At 36.7% G+C, this 22,512-nt stretch carries 13 protein-coding genes; 9 read left to right on the forward strand and 4 right to left on the reverse strand.

The features are described 5' to 3' along the window. Positions 1–152 precede the first annotated feature (152 nt). The 5 genes from I5M32_RS00855 to I5M32_RS00875 all read left to right on the forward strand — a co-directional run bounded on the left by I5M32_RS00855 (position 153) and on the right by I5M32_RS00875 (position 12,270). Positions 153–3,857, forward strand: a complete 3,705-nt coding sequence (locus tag I5M32_RS00855) for a sensor histidine kinase (protein ID WP_200583978.1) — start codon at positions 153–155, stop codon at positions 3,855–3,857. Next, a complete protein-coding gene (locus I5M32_RS00860) occupies positions 3,854–7,303 on the forward strand; it encodes a hypothetical protein (protein ID WP_200583981.1) in 3,450 nt (1,149 codons plus the stop codon). Before I5M32_RS00855 ends, I5M32_RS00860 begins: the two co-directional genes overlap by 4 nt. A 355-nt stretch (positions 7,304–7,658) precedes the next feature. Further along, positions 7,659–9,320, forward strand: a complete 1,662-nt coding sequence (gene pafA, locus I5M32_RS00865; protein ID WP_200583984.1) for an alkaline phosphatase PafA — start codon at positions 7,659–7,661, stop codon at positions 9,318–9,320. Between the two features lie 176 nt (positions 9,321–9,496). Further along, complete coding sequence (locus tag I5M32_RS00870; RefSeq protein ID WP_234461821.1) at positions 9,497–11,368, forward strand: sensor histidine kinase; 1,872 nt, start codon at positions 9,497–9,499, stop codon at positions 11,366–11,368. A 206-nt stretch (positions 11,369–11,574) separates the two neighbouring features. Further along, the gene (locus tag I5M32_RS00875) at positions 11,575–12,270 is read left to right on the forward strand and encodes a response regulator transcription factor (protein WP_200583987.1); all 696 of its coding nucleotides are present in this window, start codon (positions 11,575–11,577) and stop codon (positions 12,268–12,270) included. 59 nt (positions 12,271–12,329) lie between these two features. On the opposite strand, the gene gltX is transcribed toward I5M32_RS00875, so the two are convergent. Together gltX and I5M32_RS00885 are read right to left on the reverse strand one after the other, a co-directional pair. Then, a complete protein-coding gene (gene gltX / locus I5M32_RS00880) occupies positions 12,330–13,847 on the reverse strand; it encodes a glutamate--tRNA ligase (protein WP_200583990.1) in 1,518 nt (505 codons plus the stop codon). A gap of 144 nt (positions 13,848–13,991) precedes the next feature. Next, positions 13,992–15,011, reverse strand: coding sequence for a dipeptide epimerase (locus I5M32_RS00885; RefSeq protein ID WP_200583993.1), 1,020 nt, complete (start codon positions 15,009–15,011; stop codon positions 13,992–13,994). A 129-nt stretch (positions 15,012–15,140) separates the two neighbouring features. Between I5M32_RS00885 and I5M32_RS00890 the strand changes: the two genes are divergently transcribed. The 3 genes from I5M32_RS00890 to I5M32_RS00900 all read left to right on the forward strand — a co-directional run bounded on the left by I5M32_RS00890 (position 15,141) and on the right by I5M32_RS00900 (position 19,081). After that, the gene (locus I5M32_RS00890; RefSeq protein WP_200583996.1) at positions 15,141–16,280 is read left to right on the forward strand and encodes a hypothetical protein; all 1,140 of its coding nucleotides are present in this window, start codon (positions 15,141–15,143) and stop codon (positions 16,278–16,280) included. Positions 16,281–16,373: 93 nt separating this feature from the next. Beyond that, positions 16,374–18,803, forward strand: coding sequence for a PIG-L family deacetylase (locus tag I5M32_RS00895; protein WP_200583999.1), 2,430 nt, complete (start codon positions 16,374–16,376; stop codon positions 18,801–18,803). Between the two features lie 2 nt (positions 18,804–18,805). Next, positions 18,806–19,081 (forward strand): hypothetical protein, encoded by a 276-nt coding sequence (locus I5M32_RS00900; RefSeq protein ID WP_200584002.1) that lies wholly within the window; start codon positions 18,806–18,808, stop codon positions 19,079–19,081. Here I5M32_RS00900 and I5M32_RS00905 read toward each other — a convergent pair. Continuing rightward, complete coding sequence (locus I5M32_RS00905) at positions 19,078–20,115, reverse strand: hypothetical protein (RefSeq protein WP_200584005.1); 1,038 nt, start codon at positions 20,113–20,115, stop codon at positions 19,078–19,080. The two genes, I5M32_RS00900 and I5M32_RS00905, sit on opposite strands and share 4 nt — an antisense overlap. Then, a complete protein-coding gene (locus tag I5M32_RS00910) occupies positions 20,112–20,825 on the reverse strand; it encodes an SAM-dependent methyltransferase (protein WP_200584008.1) in 714 nt (237 codons plus the stop codon). Before I5M32_RS00910 ends, I5M32_RS00905 begins: the two co-directional genes overlap by 4 nt. A gap of 430 nt (positions 20,826–21,255) precedes the next feature. On the opposite strand from I5M32_RS00910, the gene I5M32_RS00915 reads away from it, so the two are divergent. Further along, the gene (locus tag I5M32_RS00915) at positions 21,256–22,461 is read left to right on the forward strand and encodes a DUF6600 domain-containing protein (protein ID WP_200584011.1); all 1,206 of its coding nucleotides are present in this window, start codon (positions 21,256–21,258) and stop codon (positions 22,459–22,461) included. Positions 22,462–22,512 lie beyond the last annotated feature (51 nt).

The following is a 22,512-nucleotide window of genomic DNA, read 5'->3' on the forward strand; positions in this document are numbered from 1 at the left end:
AAATCAGGTAAAAACAATTGTTTGGCTTGATTTTGGGATGCCGATTGCTTTGCGGATAAACGGTTTAGAAAGTATAAAAATTTTTATCTGTAAAACGTAATTTCGCTTTTGGCGTTTTGCTCTTAGCCCACAAAAATGCAATAATATTAGAATTGAAAACCGCTACAAAAATTCGTTGGTTATTATTATTGGTTACCATAGGTTTATTTGCCACCTCTTTAACAGCAAGATGGGCATCTACAAAATTGGTTGATCTTAACGATGTTGCCATAGATATTAATAGCGATTTAAACCAAAAAGAAACCAAGATAAGCAACTACCTCTCTCATGAAGAGAATTTAAAGAGCCTAGAAAAACTTCATCTGAACGCCAATTTGGCAACCAAAGTTTTAAATAGGTTCACTGGGCAAAACATATTTTTTCAAACCTACGTTAATAAAAAGCTTGTTTTTTGGTCAGATATTTCCATTAGTGCCAACAATGTAGATAATTACAAAGAAGGAAGTAGCTTTGTAGCCTACAAAAACGGATGGTACGAAGCCATCAAAAGGAGCGAGAACAATTTCTTCGTTGTTTTTTTTATCCCAATAAAGTCCCACGTTCCCTACAATAACCAATACATCAATGATGCCGACAATCAATTTTTGATAAACAACCCAACTATTGAAATAGCCTCCTTAACAGATAAAGACGTTGTTGATATTAAGAATCTAAACGGCAGGTACCTTTTTTCTATCATGAAAAGCAATCGGGTTTCTGAAATACCGTACAACAAGATTGAAGTAATGATGTGGTGTTGCGGCCTGGTTACCCTTTTGTTTTTGCTCAATAGTATCTGTAAGTACTATGCGGATGATGGCTATCCTATTTTGGCAACCATAGTTTTAGGATTGTTCTTTTGTTTGATAAGGTATTTGGGTTTAAAATACCACTTCCCAAATGCCATTTATAGCCTCGCCTACTTCGACCCCAAAATATACGCCTCTAGCTTTTATTTTCCCTCTTTTGCAGATCTTATCATTAACGTTTTCGCCTTTCTATGGCTAATAATTTTTTTTTATAGCTATCGCGATAAAGCCTTTAAACCAATAAAAAGCCCTTGGTTGGGCTACCCAACTTTGCTTTACGGAGCGATATTTATAATATTTGTTTCTTACAAATTCTCTGATGTTTTTTTTGGTTTGGTTTTTAACTCTACCATTAACTTAAATGTTTCTAACCTTGTAAACCTTAACCTTTTAAGTTTTTTGGGTGTTATGGTTTTAATTGGCGGTTTGCTAATTTATTATCTATTGTTGGACCTCTTGGTTTACCTTTCTAGTTTTGTAGAAATACCTTTCAAATTTAAACTTGCGCTGTTTTTTGTAAGTTTTGCAGCTTATACCTGTTATGGGTTTTTGCATCGCGATTATTCTATATTTTGCCCTTTGATTTTTGTGTTGATCTTTATAATTGGGCGTGTAGTCTACACCAATAAAGGAAAAATCGTTTTCCCGGCCTTGGTGCTGATCACTTTTATATTCGCAACCATTGTATCTGTTAAATTAAGCGTTTTTGAAGGGTATAAAGAACTTGAGGTAAGGAAAACATTATTGCAAAAACTAGAAAACGCTTCAGATTCTTATGCCTTAATGGCTTTTGGCGAACTTGAGACCAAGATCACAAAAGAAAGGATATTGCTAAACGATTTAAGAGCCAACAGGGCAGATAATAAACAATTGATCACATTAATAGGCAACAAGTACCTCTCCGGATATTTAAACAAGTTTAATTTTAAGGCCTATCTTTTTAATAAAGACGATTCTTTGATTAGCCAAAACATTAACCAAAAGATACAGGTATTTAAAAAATTGGTAGAAAACAAATCTAACAAAGTTACCAAGTATTTCTACAAGAAGAACAATACTTTTGGCACCCAAAACTACTTTGCAATCATCCCGCTAAAGGCAGATAGCAACGCTTCTGGAACCCTGATCCTGGATTTAAAATCTAAAACTTTAGAACGCTATGGTGCATTTCCACATATTTTACAAAACGGGGTCATAAACCCCCAATCAGAATTTTTAAACTATTCTTATGCTTTTTATCAAAACAAAAAGCTCTTAAACCAATTTGGTTCTTTTGTTTATGATAATTTTAATACCGAGTATAATGGGGAAACAAAGCAATTTATAGTATTGAAAAAAGGAGACGTAGACCATCTTATCTACAAGCCAAGCACCAACCAAACCATTGTTATAACCCATGTTACAAGTACTTTTTGGATAGAACTGGCCGCCCTATCTTTCTTTTTCATCATTTTTTTATGCTTCGGGATCGTATTGATCTCATACCGATGGATATTGCAATCACTTTTTTCCTATAAAATAAGTTTCAAAAACTTAAGGATAAAGATACTGGCAAGCAATAATCGTATTTTATACAAAACGCGTATTCAAATTGCACTGGTTTTAGCGGTGGTAAGTTCTTTGTTGATCATTGGGATAATTACCTTTTCTTATATTTCTATACAATACACAGAACAGCAAGAAGATTTTTTAAAAAGTAAGATCAAGGTAATTAGCAGTGCTTTTGAAGACAATACCCTGCCCGATATTAACCCTATAAACAACGCTAAAGGAGCAATTACTTTTGATGATTTTTCTAAAATGTACAACTCGGACCTTAACCTGTTTGATGTTAACGGAATGTTGCTTTTTTCTACCCAAAATAAGCTTTATTCTACTGGGATAATTGCCGAGCGGATGAACCCCTTGGCCTTTATCAATCTCAATATCAAGAAGAAATCAGAATTTATACAACAAGAAAGCATCAGGTCTTTAAAATTTACATCGGCCTATGTGCCCATAAAAAATGCCGACAATAATATAATTGCCTATTTGCAACTTCCGTATTTTGCCAATCAGGATGATTATAACCAAAAGATCGGGACATTTTTAAACCTCTTGATCAATATTTATGTTTTGGTTTTTGTGGCCATCGCTTTTTTTGCCTTTGTGGTTGCCAACCAAATTACCAGCCCTTTAAGTTTGATCCAAGAAAGCATTTCTAAAACCGTTATCGGTAAAAAGAACAATCCCATAAAATGGAAACGCAACGATGAAATTGGGAGCTTAATTTCAGAATATAACGCCATGATTGCCACGTTAGAAGAAAACGCAAATAAACTGGCGCAGTCTGAAAGGGAAACCGCTTGGCGAGAAATGGCCAAACAAGTGGCGCATGAAATTAAAAACCCGCTAACGCCATTAAGGTTGGGCATACAAATGCTAGATCGATCTTGGAAAGATAAAGACGAGAAATTTGACGAGAAATTTAAGAAATTCAGTAAATCTTTTTTAGAGCAGATAGATAGCCTTAGCCGCATTGCCTCTGAGTTTTCAAATTTTGCCAAAATGCCAGAACTAAAGTTAGAAAAGGTAAAAGTTTTGGATGTTTTGAACAGGGCTATCGAGGTTTACTCACAAATGGGGCATATAAAAATTATTTGCGATGAGCCGTCTTTAGAAAAATGCTTGGTACTGGTTGATAAGGACCAGCTGCTACGATCTTTCAACAACCTGCTTAAGAACGCAATAGAAGCTATGCCAGAAGAGCAGGAAGGCATTATAGAAATTAAAGGAGAAAGAACACAACATAGCATTAAGATCGCCATTTCTGATAACGGAAATGGGATACCGCTTAATTCTAGAGAAAATATATTTGTCCCAAATTTTACCACCAAAAGCTCTGGTACGGGCCTAGGCTTGGCATTTGTTAAGCAAGCTGTGGAGAATGTGAAGGGAAATATTTATTTTACCACAGAAATTAATGTAGGCACAACTTTCTACATTACACTTCCATTGGTAAATAAATGATAAAAAAAAGCATCATCGGGATAGTATTCTTACTGGGTAGTATCGCCGGTTATGCACAAACAGATCAGTTGGCGATCATCAAAAAGATCGCGGTTAAAGACTCCTTGGTTTTAGATTCGCTCAGCATAATTCCCAATACTCTCAAAATCACAGAGGGCTTTTTAATAATTGATAAAAAAAATTATCAGATCAATTATGCCAGTACTTTATTGCTTTGGAAAAATAAGCCCAAAGCAGATTCTGTAACGGTGCAATACCAAACCTTCCCCATTCTATTCTCAAAAAAGCAGTTTAATAAAGATCCTAAAATAATAGAAGAAGTAGTTATTGGGAAAAATCCTTTTACTTATAGCGCCCCAAAAGAAGAGGGCTCTATCTTCGGTTTCGAGGGCTTTCAAAAAAGTGGCAGCATCTCTCGGGGTATAGGTTTTGGGAACAACCAAAACCTGGCGGTAAATTCTAACCTGGTTTTACAACTATCGGGAAAGCTCAATAATGATATAGAGATTCTGGCTGCTATTTCTGATGATAATATACCTATACAGCCAGATGGTAACACACAACAAATCAATGATTTTGATAAGGTTTTTATCCAATTAAAAAGAAAAGGAACAACACTTATTGCCGGCGATTATGAATTGCGCCGCCCCGATAGTTATTTTACGAATTACTATAAACGAACCCAGGGTGCTTTGTTTAGTAATGATTTTAAAGACAAAAAAGGGAACCAATATAGTACCGCATTTGCAGCGGCGGTAGCAAAGGGAAGGTCTGCAAGAAACCAATTTAACGGGATCGAGGGCAACCAAGGGCCATATCGTTTACAGGGCAACAATGGCGAACAGTTTATTATAATACTTTCTGGTACAGAAAGGGTTTATATTGATGGTGTTTTGCTGCTAAGAGGGCAAGAGAATGATTATGTGATGGATTATAACACGGCAGAGCTCACCTTCACATCTAAAAGGCTAATTACCCAAAACGCTAGGATCGTAGTAGAATTTGAATATTCTGATAAGGTTTTTGCTAGAAGTTTATACAATCTAAACCAAGGGTTCAAATCAAAAAAAATAAAAATAGGTTTTAATTATTACAGCGAACAAGACAACCCAAACAAGCCGCTATTGCAAAGTCTAAACAATCAGCAAAAGCAATTTTTATCGGGCATTGGCAACCAGATCAACCAAGCGGTTTTTCCAAATATAGATAGCGTCGGTTTTAACGGGAACGAGATTTTATATAAAAAAGTTGATACTTTGGGGGCAAAGGCCGTTTATGTATATAGCACAAACCCAAACCAGGCAAAGTTTAGGGTGGGCTTTACCTATGTTGGCCCTAATGCGGGTAATTATAGCATCAACACCAATGCACAGGCAAACGGTAGGGTTTATGTTTTTGTGCCGCCAATAAACGGTGTTTTACAGGGCGATTATGCGCCTGTTACGTTATTGGTAACGCCTAAAAAGCAACAATTGATTACCCTTAACGCCGATTATAAAATAGGGAAAAAAACAAATATATTTTCTGAGATTGGCTTTAGCGATAATGACGTAAACCTGTATTCCGATATCGGCAACAGCCAAAATAAAGGAATTGCCTACAAGCTGATATTTGAGGACCAACGCAATTTAAAAGGTAACGACAGCACAGGCTTAAAGTTAAAAAGCAGCCTAAGTTATGAATATGTTAACCAACAGTTTAAGCCTTTAGAACGGTACCGACCCGTAGAATTTGACCGTGATTTTAATTTAAACGGTGCAAATTTGGCTGCCGCCGATGAATATTGGACAACTTTAAACTTTAAACTTTATAAAAACGATTTAAAGCAAATCAGCTACACGTTTTCTAACTTTAACAGAGGGAGTAGTTATAACGGAATTCAACAAGGTTTGGCAACGGCCTATCAATATAAAAAATACCGATTGGCTTATACAGGAAGCCTGTTAAATTCTAAAACCAATTTATTAGAGGGCACTTACTATAAAAATAATTTAGCGTTCTCAAAAATCTTTAAAAATACCGAAGCGGGCTTGGCCTACAGAGAAGAAAACAACCAAACCAACGAACTGGCGGCCGGTCAACTTTCTTTGCAATCTTTTGCTTTTAGAGAATATGAAGGGTTTTATAAATCGGCAGATACCGCAAAGAACGGGTTTTTGCTAATGTTTAACCAACGGTTTGATGATTTACCGATAGCTAAGAAATTAAATGCGTTTTCTAAGGCCGAAACTTATACCGGTAAATTGATCATCAATAAAACAGCCAACTCCAATTTAGCCATCAATGCTTCATATCGCACTTTAAAATACCTCAATAACGATACTTTGAAACAAAACGAGGAAACACTTTTAGGTAGGGTAGATTATAATTTTACGGCTTTGAAGGGCTTTATTAACTTGCAATCTTTTTATGAGTTGGGCACCGGGCAAGAGCCAAAAAGAGAATTTGTTTACCTAGAAGTAGCCGCCGCACAAGGTATTTACTCTTGGAACGATTATAATAAAAACGGCATTAAAGAGCTAAACGAATTTGAGGTCTCTAAATACCCAGATCAAGCTAAATACATTAAAATATATATACCAAACAACCAGTTTGTGCGGTCTAATTTTACCAACATCAATCAAACATTAACCTTAAACCCGGCCATCGTTTTAAAAAACAAGAAAGGGAAAACCGCTAAGTTTATCTCTAAATTTTCTAATATTTCTTCTTTACGTATTGATAAAAAGGTATTGGCAGGCAATGGGATTTTATTTAATCCATACCAAACAAACATCAAAGAAAGCAACCTGATCTCTCTTAATTCATTTATCAGAAATACGGTTTTTTATAATCGATCAAACCCTGTTTTTGGGTTTGATGTTAGCCTACAAAAGCTAGGGAGCAAATTGTTGCTTACCAATGGTTTTGATAGCAGGAACACCGAAGAGCAAAGTTTAAGGATAAGATGGAATTTCATCAGAAAAAGTAATTTTAATGTTTCTTTTAATAAAGGGATAAAAGATTTTTCTTCGCAATTATTTACAGAAAGAAATTACCATATCAACTATTTAGAACTGCAGCCAGAATTTGGCTATCAGTTTAACACTAATTTTAAAACCACTTTTTTGCTCGATCTAAAAAACCAAAAAAACGAGATTGCTTTTGGTGGCGAGAAAACTTTTAACACTAAAATAGGATCTGAACTGCGGTATAATATTTTAAAAAAAGGAACCGTAACGGCGCAATTTAATTTTATTAACAATAGTTTTGAGGGGGCAAACAATACCTCCATAGCCTATGAACTATTAGAAGGGCTGCAGCCGGGCAAAAATTTAACATGGTCGGCAGGTTTTCAAAGAACCATCGCCAACGGCATACAATTGAATTTTACTTATGAAGGCCGAAAATCTAACGATGTAAAAACCATACATACCGGAGGCCTGCAAGTGAGGGCTTATTTTTAGGTTATTGATTTAAAGCTAAATACAAAATACAAGAATTGAGGGGTTTAATGAAAAGAAGCACCACATAAATAGGGGTTCTTTTAGTGGGGCAATATTGCAAGTGAGATGTTTCGTGTCCTCGGCTAGCGTTAAAAAGAGCTAACCACATTGCCTACGGTAGAAAAGGTTAATGCGATCAATTGAACAATAAACCAGCAGGATAAATATCCAATCAATAATTAAGCGCAAAAAGACAAAAAATCGGGGCAAACCACATTGTGATATTAAATTAATGTTTATTAATCATAACATTTTAGTTAAGTGCCAATAATTAGCATCTAGAAAGCATAAATTAGCATCTTATAAAGATAATAACATGAAATATATTAAAACCCTGGTTCTTGCGGTAATATTAATTCCCCTAACCTCGTTAGCGCAAAAATCAAAAACCAACACTCCTCAAAACATCAATAAACCGGCTAGGCCAAAATTGGTGGTAGGTATTGTGGTAGATCAAATGCGATGGGATTATTTATATAGATATGCCGGCCGTTACGGGGCAGGGGGTTTTAATAGATTGTTAAACGAAGGTTTTACTTGTGAAAACACACAAGTGCCATATATACCAACTGTTACTGCGGCTGGGCATACGGGTATTTACACAGGCTCTGTGCCTTCAATTACGGGTATTGCCGGTAACGATTTCATTATCCAAGCAACAGGAAAATCTATTTATTGTACCGATGATCCAACCGTGAAAACCGTGGGAAGTTCTTCTAACGCCGGAGAAATGTCGCCCAGAAATTTATACGCAAGTACCATTACAGATGAGTTGAAGCTAGCAACCAATTTTAGATCTAAAGTATTAGGTATTGCTTTAAAAGATCGTGGCGGGATCTTACCTGCTGGCCATGCTGCCGATGCTGCTTATTGGTTTGATGACGAAACAGGCAACTGGATCACCAGCACTTTTTATATGAAACAATTACCAACTTGGGTTAATGGTTTTAACGATAAAAAATTGGCAGAAAAATATTTGAAGCAAGATTGGAACACACTTTACCCCATAGATACCTATTTACAAAGTACCGCAGATAACACGCCTTATGAAGGAAAATCAAAAGGAGAAACAGCGCCAGTTTTCCCACATTTAACTTCCAAATTACTAAACGGCTCTTTTAGCGCAATTAGGGCTACACCTTACGGTAACTCGCTAACTTTAGATTTTGCCAAGGAAACTATCGCTAACGAGCAAATGGGCAAGCATGATCAAGCAGATTTTTTAGCCATAAGCTTATCATCAACAGATTATGTTGGGCATCAATACGGCGTTAATGCGGTTGAAACGGAAGACACCTACTTGAGGTTGGACAAAGATTTAGCAGAATTTTTTAATTATTTGGATTTAACGGTTGGTAAAGGCCAATACACTTTGTTTTTAACGGCAGATCACGGCGCAGCACATAATCCACAATTTTTGATAGATCATGAAATACCAGCTGGGCTATGGGCCGGCCCTACCATTTTGAAAGGACTTAATGCACAGCTAGAAAAGGAATTTAAACAACCCAAAATAGTGCTGAGCTTCAATAACTATCAGGTAAACTTCAATAATTTATTGATCAAAGAGAAAAACCTCGATTTACAGGCCATCAAAAAATTCAGTATAGATTATTTAGAAAATCAAGAAGGGGTTGCCTATGCCATCGATATGAAAAAAATAGCCATCTCTTCTATTCCAGAAGCTTTAAAACAACGTGTAATAAATGGATATAATAGAGAACGAAGCGGCGAGATACAGATCTTACTAAAACCCGGATATTTTCAAGGATATGGGGTAACAGGCACTACACACGGCACTTGGAATCCTTACGACACCCATATTCCATTGGTTTTTATGGGATGGGGAATTAAACACGGATCCCTAAACCGCGAAACCAGCATGGCAGATATTGCGCCAACGTTGGCCGCTCTGTTGCACATTCAGGAACCTAGCGGCAATATAGGCTTGCCGATAGAAGAGGTTCTGAAAAAATAATGAACCAAATGTTTATTGGCAAAAGGGAGATTTGAAAAAATCTCCTTTTTTGCTGTACAAGGTTTTCAAAAATGTTTCTGAGCCTATAAAATAATAATTGCACCTGTTTAAATGAATGTTAAAAAGTGTTAAACCACGCTATTTAGGGTTATTACCCGTTATATTTGCTAATTAGGATGAAAAAGAAAAGTATTGTTTTGATCATGGCTTTAATGAGTTTCGCTTTACTAGGCGTTATGGCCATGCAATACTATTTCATCAAAGAATCTTATGGTTTAAAATCACAATTATTTAACCAGGCGGTAAATAATGCGCTAAAAAATGTTTCTACAAAATTAGAGAAAAAAGAAGCCATGGTTTTTTTGGCTCAAAAAGCCGATAAAGAGCTTCAAAGAAACCAAGAAAAGAGCTTAAAAAGCAACCTGCACAAATCTGATAAAGAAATAGAAGATCTTTATAAAAAACGGAAGAAAATAAAACAACAGAACGAGATAATAGCCTTTGTAAAAAGAATGGAGGCTAACCAAGCGAAATCTGATAGTGTTTTTAGGCTTAGAGACAGCTTGGTTAGAACAAAATATCCTTACAGAATGGTTTACAACGGGCCTGTAATTGCAGAAAACGTTCCGTTTAGTGTAAACTTTAAAGTAGATGTGGATCAAATAGTAGATGATTATGGCATTGTGCATACCATTCAAAGGCAATCAATTATAGAAACCCCACCAATTGTAAGCGGTAAAAAAATTGTAAAAAGGGGTGCCGCCGTGGTTGATACCGTAAGGAAATACATGGTACAAGACCCGGTTTTGGGTACAGTTTTAAAAACAATACCCAAACCTAATTTTTTAACCGGTATTTCTGAAGCAGAGCTAAAATTGGCATCCCAAAAAAACCAGAACCAAGCAAAAAAGGTAAACAACTACTTAGATTCTGTAGAGAAAAGCGGTAACAAAAGTGCTGTTTTTGAAGATATTGCTTCAGAGATGCAGCAGGTTAACGTTCCTTTAGAAAAAAGAATACAGCCGCAAACAATAGATTCTTTATTAGCCCTAGAATTGGCAAATAACGGCATCAACCTAAACTATAGTTATAAAATAAGCTCCGTACAGGACGATTCTGTTATCTTTACCAAAGCCTCTTTAAACAACGATAAATTTGTACCCGAGAACACTTACAGAACATTATTGTTTGCAAAAGACCTGGTGCGTGATGCGGGCTACCTTACCATTACCTTCCCCCAAAAAAATACATTGATCTTAAATAATATGGGTACCATATTGTTTTCTTCTGCTGGTTTATTATTGATATTGGCCGCCAGTTTTATCTACACAATTCTTTCTATTCTGAGGCAGAAAAAGGTCTCGGAGATGAAAACCGATTTCATTAACAACATGACCCACGAGTTTAAAACGCCCGTGGCAACCATAATGATAGCTAGCGAAGCCTTAAAAGACCCAGAGATTAATGATAATAAAGCCAGGGTAAGCAAATTAGCCGGAATAATTTATGATGAAAACATAAGGCTTGGCAACCATATAGAACGGGTTTTAAATATTGCAAAAATAGATAAAGATGATCTTAAGTTAGAGCAAGAACATCAAGATGTTAACGATATTATTACCAATGTGGTGGATAGCATGAGCTTGCAATTGCAGAAGAAAGAAGCAAACATCAACCTTTACCTAAACGCCCCAAGATCAACCATTGTGGCAGACGAACTACACCTATCCAACGTGATCTTCAATTTGATTGATAACGCCAATAAGTATAGCCCCGGCCAACCAGAGATTACCGTTACAACAGAAAATATCGGAAATCAAATAATTGTTAAAATTTCTGATAAGGGAATTGGGATGAACAGGGACCAGCAGAAGAAAATTTTTGAGCAATTTTATAGGATACCAACGGGGAATTTACACGATGTTAAAGGCTTTGGGCTAGGCTTAAGTTATGTGAGCAATATGGTTAAGAGAATGAACGGTAGCATAAACGTGAGAAGCGAGAAAGATAAGGGCTCTGAGTTTGAAATAAAATTTACATTGGCGTAAGCTTTTCAGGCGTAGGGCTTTATCGGTAATCAGTTAATTATGTTATGGGAATTGTATTCGGTAGTCAGAAAAATATTAGAAGAAAATTTGCGGCCGGTTAGAGCCTAATCAACCAATGAACTAAATTCAACTTTTTACAAGCCTAATGAACTAATTCAACCAATGAACTAAATTCAACTTTTTAATAGCCTAACAAACTAATTATCATGAACAAAAAAATATTATTGGTAGAAGACGACCCAAATTTGGGCATGCTCTTAGAAGATTACTTGGTGCTAAAGGGAAAGTTTGATGTTTCTTTATGCGTTGATGGTGATGAAGGATTAAGGGCTTTTACTTCTGATAGTTATGATATTTGCATCTTAGATGTAATGATGCCAAAAAAAGATGGTTTTAGTTTGGCCAAAGACATCCGGAAGATAAACCCAAACACCCCTATTATTTTTGCTACCGCAAAAGGGATGATGGAAGATAAGACCGAAGCTTATAACCTTGGGGGAGATGATTATATTACCAAACCTTTTAGGATAGAAGAGTTGTTACTTAGGATCAACGCTTTGTTAAAAAGAGTGGCACAGCAAGACCAATCAGTAGAAGAAAAACCCACAAAATTTGATATTGGGAACTACCATTTTGATTACCATAACCAAATAATCTCTTTGGGTGATCAGCAGCAAAAGGTTAGCACCAAAGAAGCCGAATTGCTGCGTTTGCTTTGTTTAAAAATGAACGATGTTTTAACCAGGGAAGAGGCTTTACTGCAAATTTGGCATGATGATAATTACTTTAACGGCCGTAGTATGGATGTTTTTTTAAGTAAGCTGCGGAAGTATTTAAAAGAAGACCCAAAAGTAGAAATCATTAATGTACACGGCAGGGGTTACAAGCTTTTGGTAAGTTAAAAGCAACAAAAAAGCCCTAAACAAGTGTTTAAGGCCAAAGCTTTGTAATTCTAGAAAACTTAATCAACAAAAACTTCTAAAGCTTTATTTATTCTGTTTATCGTTTCTTCTGCACCAAGGGTTGCAGCTATATCAAATACCTGGGGGCCAAATTTATCCCCAACCAACATTATCCTAAAGGGTAACATTACCTCGCCAACCTTTATGTTTTTTTCTGAGGCTAAGCTTTTGAAGCTCGATTCCATTTTTGCGCTCTCGTTTATCTTGCCTTTTTGCAATTCATCGGCGAAAGCCTTAAAAAAAGTTTCTTTTTCTGGTGTCCATTTTGGTTTTACCGAGTTGGTATCGTACTTTTCTGGGGCTTCAAAGAAGAAAAAAGCCTGTTGGTGAAATTCGCTCAATAATTGACAGCGTTCTTTAACCATATCAATTACCTTGGCCAAATATCCATCATCAATGTTATGGATACCATGGTAATTCAAGATGTCTTTCACGGGCATTAACAAATCATCGGTTTTGCGCCTTTTGATCCATTCGGCATTGTACCATTTGGCTTTATCATAATCAAATTTAGCACCCGCTTTATGTATCCTATCTAAAGAGAATTTTTCTATCAGGTCTTCTAGGCTAAAAAGCTCTTGATCGGTCCCGTCGTTCCAGCCCAACATGGCCAACATATTGATAAAACCCTCTGGCAAAAAGCCAACATCTTTAAACCCGTTAGATTTTACGTCCCTTTTATTATCGTACCAGTTGATGGGATATACCGGGAAACCCAATTTTTCGCCATCACGTTTGCTTAGCTTACCATTTCCGTTGGGTTTAAGTATGAGTGGCATATGTGCCCATTGCGGCATCTCATTTCCCCAACCAAGGTATTTCCAGAGCAACAAGTGTACGGGTGCAGAGGGCAACCATTCCTCGCCCCTAAAAGCGTGTGTGATCTTCATCAAATAATCATCAACAACAACCGCTAAATGGTAGGTTGGCATACCATCGGCCTTAAGCAAAACCTTATCGTCAACTTCGCTGCTGTGAAAACTAATATCGCCGCGGATCATATCTGTGAAGGTAATGTTCTCGTCTTTGGGCATTTTAATGCGGATCACGTGTGGGGCACCTTCTTTAACCAGGCTTTCTGCTGCCTCATGCGGAATGGTTAGTGAATTTCTTAAGGTATGCCTAGAATGATGATCGTACCTAAAATTCTCTGTTACTTGCCTCTTAGATTCTAGTTCTTCAGAAGTATCAAAAGCATAATAAGCATGGCCGCTTTTTACTAATTGCTCGGCATATTTGCGATAGATGGGTTTTCTTTCACTTTGGCGATAAGGGCCATATTCGCCGCCATCCCTCGGGCTTTCATCGGCCTTAATGCCGCACCATTCTAAACAAGAAAAAATATAATCTTCTGCGCCTTCTACAAAACGCGTTTGGTCTGTATCTTCTATCCTTAAAATAAATTTCCCTTTATTTTGTTTTGCAAACAGGTAATTGAACAAAATTGTTCTTACACCGCCAATATGTAAACCGCCAGTTGGGCTTGGGGCAAAACGTACTCTTACTTGATCCTTCATTTGTAAATGCTGTGAGATAAAAGTTTAACAAAAACCATGCACATTATTTAATTAACGCAAAGTTAAACTTTAAGGGATTTAAAACCTTGGTTATAAATTAAATTAATGATAAAAAATAAGGCAATTTTCTAGTAATAATTAATATTATTTTAATTGAACGCCCAAACCTGCTCGCTGGTTAAGAATGTATTTCCCGTTTTTAAATCCGGGTTTTTTATAGGGATTGTTAATGGTAAGAAATGGGCCATCTAGATCTGCCCAATCACAAAGCGGTGCTAAAGCTGCCCCCGCCAAAGTTGCCACACTGGTTTCGCTCATACAACCCATCAATATCTTAAGGTTGTTCTTCTTTGCTTGTTGTATCATCTTAGCGGCTTCAAACATTCCTGCAGATTTCATCAATTTTATATTGATACCATGATAAACGTCTTTCGCTTTTGCTAAGTCGGCAAAACGCTGTACGGCTTCATCGCCAATAATGGGAATTGGCGAGCGTTCTGTAAGCCATGCGTTTGCATCAATAGCTGCTTTTGCCATAGGCTGCTCAATTAACAATACACCTTGCTCCTTTAGCCAATGGGCCATTTCTAAAGCTCGGTTTTTATCTGTCCAGCCTTGGTTTGCATCTACATATAAAGGTAAATCGGTAACCGATCTAATGGTATCTATCAATAGCTTATCGCTATCACGGCCTAATTTTATTTTAATGAGCTTAAAGTCATCGGCTAAAGCGTCTTTTACTTTTTTTATGATGATTTCCGGCGTATCGATACCTATGGTAAAACAAGTTTGCGGCATCAAATCGGGCGAAGACCCAAACATTTCATAACAAGGTTTTTCTAAGATTTTGCCCATTAGATCATGTAGTGCAATGTCTATTGCGGCTTTAATTGCGGGTAAGCCCAGAGAAACATCATCCAGATAGGCAATAACTTCTTCCATGTTAAATGGAAATGAAAACCGGGACAGATCTATTTTTTGGAGAAAACCGATTGCCGTTTCAACGCTTTCTCCCATATACGGAACCATGGATGCTTCCCCTAAGCCAATCTTCCCTTCATGCTCAATTTCTAATAACATAATTGGTGTTGCCGTTCTAGAAAACTTGGCAATGGTAAAAGGATATTTTAATTGTAGTTGATAAGGTTTATAGGAAATGTGCATTTGAAAAATTTTTCTAAATATATTTGATAATAAATATAGTGTAATAGTTTTCGAGTTTCAATTTATATATACGGGTTGTTGTAACCTATTGTATCTTTAACTCGTCTTTATACATCAAACTAAACAAACATGAACAGCAATATTTTTAAGGTGCCCTTAATTGGATTGATCACCTCGATTTTGGTTTCTTGTAGCAGCGGTAAAAAAGCATTGCAAAACGGCGATTATGATAAAGCCGTTTATACCGCCATCAATCGTTTAAAAAGCAACCCTAATAAAGCAAAGGCCAAAGAGACCTTGGCAAAAGGATATGATTATGCTTTAAAGAGGCATTTAGCCAGGGTTGCAGATATAAAACTAACTGATGATGTTTTTAAATGGGAAGGGATTTTAAATGAGTATCAAAGCATCAATTCTTTGGCTAATGCCGTTGGCGATTGCCCTGTTTGTATGGAGGCTGTGCCAGAACCTCAGAAATTTATAGCAGAAACCTCTGATGCTAAATACTATGCTGCCGAAGCGAGATATAATAATGGGAGTAAATTATTGTTGAAGAAAGATCGCTTGGATGCGAAGAATGCTTATTTCGATTTTGAAAAGGCAGAACAGTTATACCCAGATTTTAAAGATGCACAAAGCATGATGGATAGCGCTTACTATACCGCTTTACTTAGGGTTGTTGTGGAACCTGTTCAGGTTAATTCTAGATTATATAAGTTAAGCAACCAATATTTCCAAGATAAAATTTACGAGTTTATGCAAAATTACGAACGCAAAAGCTTTGTGAAATTTTATACGCCACAAGAGGCGCAAACATCAAAATTTAGGTTTGATCAAGTCTTGAGTTTAAATTTTGATGATTTTATTGTTGGGCAAACCTATGTTAAAGAGCGCATTGAAGATATTAAGAGAGACAGCATTAAAATTGGAGTAACTAAGGACTCTGCAAAAAGACCGGTTTACACAACCGCAAGAGGTAAATTGACCACTTTTGAAAAAACGGTTACTTCTAGCGGCCTTCTCGATTTTCAAATCAAAGATATAAACGGCAAAATTATCACTCGTGAAAAAATGCCCGGAACCTTTGTTTGGAAAGATAGTTGGGGAACTTTTAAAGGAGATGAAAGAGCCTTAAACGACAACGATAAAATATTGTTGAATAGAAGGGAAGGGTATCCACCTGCCCCTCAAGATTTGTTCATAGAATTTACAAAACCCATTTATGATCAGCTAACCTATAAAATCAAGAGTTTTTACAGTAGATATTGAAGAATTTAGCACACACAAGAAAGTAATTTTTTTATTCTATTCCCCACAAGCAAAAAATACTTTGCTAAATTGCTGATGATTAAAACCCAGCAAATGAAATTTAAGATAGCCCTTTTCTTTTTTTTAATAACCACAACATTTTTATCGGCACAAACTTCTCCTCAACTTAACTCTAGTGAAATTTTGTTGGGGATAAAAAAGCTTAATGTTACCGGGAGCGTACTCTACATAGCCGCCCATCCTGATGATGAAAACACTAGGTTGCTAGCATACCTCTCTAAAGAAAAAAACTATAAAACAGGTTACCTGGCATTAACGCGTGGCGATGGAGGCCAGAATTTAATTGGCAACGAGCAGGGCGAAGACCTGGGTTTGATAAGAACCCAAGAACTTTTAGCTGCTCGTAAAAACGATGGTGCTTTGCAATTTTTTACCAGGGCAAATGATTTTGGCTATTCAAAAACACCAGAAGAAACTTTTAAAATCTGGAACAAGGATTCTATTCTTTCAGATGTGGTTTACATCATCAGAAAATTTAGGCCAGATGTAATCATTACCCGTTTCCCGCCTGATGCCAGGGCCGGTCATGGGCACCATGCAGCTTCTTCCATTTTAGCGCAAGAGGCTTTTGATGCTGCCGCAGACCCTAAAATGTTCCCTCAGCAATTAAAAGAAGTACAAGTATGGCAAGCAAAACGTATTCTTTGGAACAACTATAATTTTGGCGGTAACGATAATACTTCTAACGATCAACTAAAAATCGATGTTGGGGTATATAATCCGCTACTAGGCGAGAGTTACGGAGAGATTGCCGCCGAAAGTAGATCTAACCATAAAAGCCAAGGCTTTGGCAGCGCCAAACAACGCGGCAGCTCTATAGAATATTTTAGTGCTTGGAAAGGCAAGCTACCAAAATCCGATTTGATGGAAGGGATAGCAACAGATTGGAGCAAGATAAAAAACGGCCAATCCGTATCTGAACAAATAGCCAATATCCAACAAAATTACGATGCTTTAAATCCTATAAAAAGCGTTGGTGGTTTATTGAAACTATACCAAGAATTGCTGCAAATAAAAACAAACGCTAGCTTGGTTGCTGAAAAAACAAACGAAGTAAAAAACTTGGTTTTGGCCTGCAGCGGAACTTGGTTTGAGGCTTATGCAGAGCGGCCCCAAATTGCGGTCGATAATCCTTTTAAGGTAAGTGTTGATGCAATAAGCCAAATGGATAATGTAGTGATAGCTTCAAGTTTAAACCAACAACCGGTTACATTAAATGCCAATAAGATGCAAAGCATTAATGGTACCCAAACGGCCAAAGAAATTAGCCAACCTTACTGGTTAAAAGAAGATCACGATGTTGGGATGTACAAAATTGGGAAGCAAAGCAATTTGATGTTCCCAGATGGAAAGCCCGCATCTAGCATAGATTTTACGGTTACCATTGATGGTGTTGAAATACCTTTTACACGGCCAATAGTTTATAAATATACCGATCAAGTAAGGGGCGAGGTTTACCAACCTTTGGCAATTACACCGCCCGTAACAGCAACCTTAAACGCCAAAGCGTTCATTTTTAATAATGAGGGCAGCAAGGATATCCACATCAAATTAAAAGCTTTTAAAGATAATGCAACAGGAACTTTATCATTAGAATTTCCTAAAGGATGGATAGTTTCGCCAGCCAAAACAGGTTTTGATTTGAAGAAATATGGCGAGGAATTGGATTTGGCATTTAAAATATCTGCCCAATCAAATGCCCAAAATGGAGATTTAAAGGCAACCGTTATAATTGGCGGTAAAAAATTCGATAAAGGGATCAAAGTCATTGATTATGAGCATATCCCAACCATCACGTATTTTCCATCGGCGAAAGCCAAATTGGTAAAATTAGATATGAAAACCACCGCCAAAAATATTGGATATATAGAAGGTGCGGGAGATTTGATGCCACAAACATTAAAAGAAATAGGGCTAAACGTAACTATGCTTTCAGAAAATGAAATCATGAATGGCGACCTCTCAAAATACGATGCGATCATTGCTGGCATAAGGGCATATAACGTAAATGATAGGTTAAAGTTTGAGCAAGCAAAGCTGATGAAATATGTAGAAGACGGAGGAACTTATTTGGTGCAGTATAACGTTAACCGTCCTTTAGTTTTAGATCAGATTGGGCCTTATCCTTTTACCGTTTCTAGGGATAGGGTTACAGAGGAGAATGCGAAAGTGAACTTTATAAAACCCGATAGCAAAGCGTTAAACTACCCTAATAAAATTACAGAAACGGATTTTGAAAACTGGATACAAGAGCGAGGTATTTATTTTACAACCAATGAAGACGGTCATTATGAAAAGCCCTTGGGCGTGAAAGATACCGGGGAAAAAGAATCTGACGGCTCTTTATTGATCACCAATTACGGAAAAGGGAAATTTGTTTATACTGGCTTGGTTTTCTTTAGGGAATTACCGGCAGGAATTCCTGGAGCTTATAGATTATTTATGAACCTAATCTCAAAATAGAAATGGATAAGAAAAGGATTTTAGCCTATGCTTTAATTATTTTGGCTATCGCCGATATTATTTATTGGGTATTTGTTCCACCAACTTTGCTAGCCTACTTAAATAATGCCTACAATCATTTATCAGTAGAACGTTTTGATGGAGGGGATTACAAATTAGGATATTATATCGGGTTAGGCGCAAAACCCATTTTCCATATTGTTTTTATAGCCCTATGTTTAATTTTTGGATTTAGGAGCAGGGTTAAAGAAGAATATAATGAGGAGCATAAATCTTAAAGAAAAGCTTTTTCGCCTTTCTGATTCATATAAATAAAATTTTGCAGGTAATTATCGATTATCTCTATATCAACCCCGTCATGCAATAAGCCAATGTATTTATCTGGGCGAATAAGCAATGTTTTTTTCTCTCCGTTTCTAATATTTAGTGCATCAAATACAGGTTGGTTTTTTTCGCTGTAAGGCATATAAAAAAGCTGTACCGGATAATGAAGCTTTAGCCAACGAGCGTTATAATAGAGATTGGTTTGACTTAGCGTCCCGAAAATAATCACGGAAAAATGCCCGTAACTGCACCAATCATAGAGCTTTGAGCTTGTTTTTTTATGCTCATCAAAAAAAGAAAGATTGGGTAACAGCTCTCCGGCCTGTATGTTTCTATATTGGCTTAAGTGTAAAGAAGTTTTGCTATCTATCAAATTAAAACCACCGCTATTGAAAAACAAATTACCAAACCATTTTTGTAAGATATTTCTTTTTGATGTTGGATTTTTTAGATGATATTGGGTTTTTAAAAGCCCTGCTTCTTTTTTATAGCTGTCTATTATTTTCTTTTGTAAAGAATGAGTAGTATATATCCCAATTAATCGCCATGCTAATAATATCGAAAGTCTAATATCGATTAAATCTATGTGCGATTGAAATATTTCTTGTTTTAAGATATAACTGGTTGTGTGTTGGGCAATATTTCCATTGTTTGAAATACTGCAAACTGTTTCGCTCTTCCTAATTATCTTACCTTCCCAAATTACGTTGCACAAGTTTTTAGCGAGCAATTTTAAAGCTTGTGCTATAAACTTTTGTAAATCGATCTGTTTTTCCCTTAGCTCATCACTAGAAAATTCAAATCCGCTTTCTGTTAAAAAAGCTAAACAGTAATCATCTAAAACAGTGAATTTACAAGGGAGTTCAAACCCGTTTTGCTCATCAACCATTAAAACCTTAGCACCATTTGCAGATAAAATAACCGCAAAAGCGAGACTCTGCACACTAATCCCATCAATTAAAATTTCTGATGAAGAGGGGATGATCATCTGGTCTTTTGCAACAGAAAGATAGTTGGCTTTTTATGTAAATCTATTTTTTCGGCTTTCCACTCGGCTATGGTTTTTGTTTGCACAAACTCATCTTTTGCGGTAAGGTTACACGCCACGCAAAGTTTAGTTTGGTTGCTACAGCTTGCAACTATATCTTTAAACAAAGGATTGTTTCTAAAGGGTGTTTCTATAAAAATCTGGGTTTGTTTAAATCGTTCAGAAAAACCCTCTAAATCCCTTATCCTTTTAACCCTGTCTGCTTTGTCAATCGGGATATACCCATGGAACGCAAAAGACTGTCCGTTAAAACCAGAAGCCATTAGCGCTAAAAGAATAGAACTTGGCCCAACCAAAGGCACCACCTTTATCCCCCTCCTGTGCGCTTCAGAAACAATATCTGCCCCTGGGTCTGCCACGCCGGGGCAGCCCGCCTCGCTCATCAGCCCAACATTTTCTCCTCTTTCTAATCCTTCAAAATAAGGTTTTAAACTAAACCCGCGTTCATGTTTGCCATAATCATGGATGATCAGTCCGCTCTGTGGTATTTGTAAACCGGCAAACTTTAAACAACGCCTAGCGGTTTTTTCGTTTTCTACAATATATTCTTTGATTTCGTTGATGGTTTCGCTTAAAAAAGGGGTTAAAGATTTTGCCTCTGCCCCTTCTGCCATTACCACCGGGATTAAATAAAGTGTGCCTTTTGCCATGTTACAAATTAAACCATTTCTTTTTTAAGAACTCTATTAGTAAATATTTAATTGGTTTTAATTAGGTTTTTGGTCATTTATTGGATAATCTTATTTAAGATTTTAAACATAAAACGAGCAATTAATTTATGCAAAAGGGGAGTTATAAATTTATTGGGATTAGATTTTGCTCTAATCACAGAAATGGAAGGCTGTTAGAGCGCCCAAAAGGAATTTTTAAATTATTTGACACCTTTTAAAAATTATTATCGTCTTATCATTATAACCTATATTAAATATTGGTTTTTGTTCTTATATCAACACTTAAAATTTTATTTGACAAATTTAGCCGAACAGTATTTTGCTAAATGAGCGTCATAAAAAATATTAAAGGTATTATTTTAAGTTTTGAAGCGTTAAATAACCGTATATAAAATTAAACAAAACAATCATGAGCAGCAGCATAAAAAAAATAACAACGGCTTTTGGAATAATAATTTTATTGCTAGGCTTTAGCCTTAACAAAGTAGAGGCAAAAACTGGGGGAGACATTTCTCTACAAGTTTTTTATGATCAATTATCACCTTATGGAGAATGGGTTAACAACCCAGATTATGGCTACGTTTGGCGACCTAACGCAGGCAGGGATTTTAAACCTTATTATACCAACGGACATTGGGTAATGACAGAATATGGCAATACCTGGGTTTCTAACTATGATTGGGGATGGGCTCCTTTCCATTACGGAAGATGGTTTTATGATGATTATGACGGATGGGTTTGGGCGCCTGATACAGAATGGGGGCCGGCTTGGGTAACTTGGAGAACAGGTGGTGGCTATTATGGCTGGGCCCCTTTAGCACCAAGGATCAGTATCAATATACACTTTGGTAGAAGACACTATATACCTGATAATTATTGGGTATTTATACCACAGAGATGTATTTACTATCCATCTTATAATAGGTATTGGAACCCGAGACAAAATATCTATATCGTACACAATACCACCATAATTAATAATATTTACACCAACAGAAATGTAAGATATTATAGCGGCCCAAGGCCAGACGAAGTTAGAAACGCAACAAGGCAAGATGTCCCAATTTACAGGATGGCAGATAATACACGCCCCGGAGCTTCTAGGGTAGATAAGGGAACGGTAAATATTTATCGCCCAGATGTTAGTAGAGACAATAAGAATGATGCACCAAGAACTATTGCTAGCAGTTCATCTAGACCAAGTAGAGCAGATAATAACAGCCCAAATTATAGAAGTGGCGATGCCGCAGATAATGCAAGGAGCGGCGTAAATGGGAATTCAAATAACTCTTCGGGCAATCGTCCAGAAAGGAGCGCAGATAATAACGTGATAAAACCAGACGCTGCTTCTAATAACGATCGTTCTGATTCCCCTTCAAGAGCCCAACCCGTTAGAAGTGAAAGACCTACTTCAAACAGGCCAGAAGCCCCTGTTAGAACAGAAAGTCAAGAACCAACAAGAAGTCCTCAACCTTCTCGGTCAGAACCTTCAAGTAGGCCAAGTAGGGTAGAGAGAAGCCAACCTTCAAGAAGTGTAGAACGTTCTGCTCCATCACGATCTTCAGATGGCGGTGGAAGTTCAGGTAGAAGCAATAGGCCTTCAAGAAATAACTAAATTTTGATAATTGATTAATTTTTGCTCCCCTTCGAGGTTTTTGAGGGGGAG

The sequence above is a fragment of the Pedobacter segetis genome (assembly GCF_016623585.1).
In the GTDB taxonomy this organism is placed as follows: domain Bacteria; phylum Bacteroidota; class Bacteroidia; order Sphingobacteriales; family Sphingobacteriaceae; genus Pseudopedobacter; species Pseudopedobacter segetis.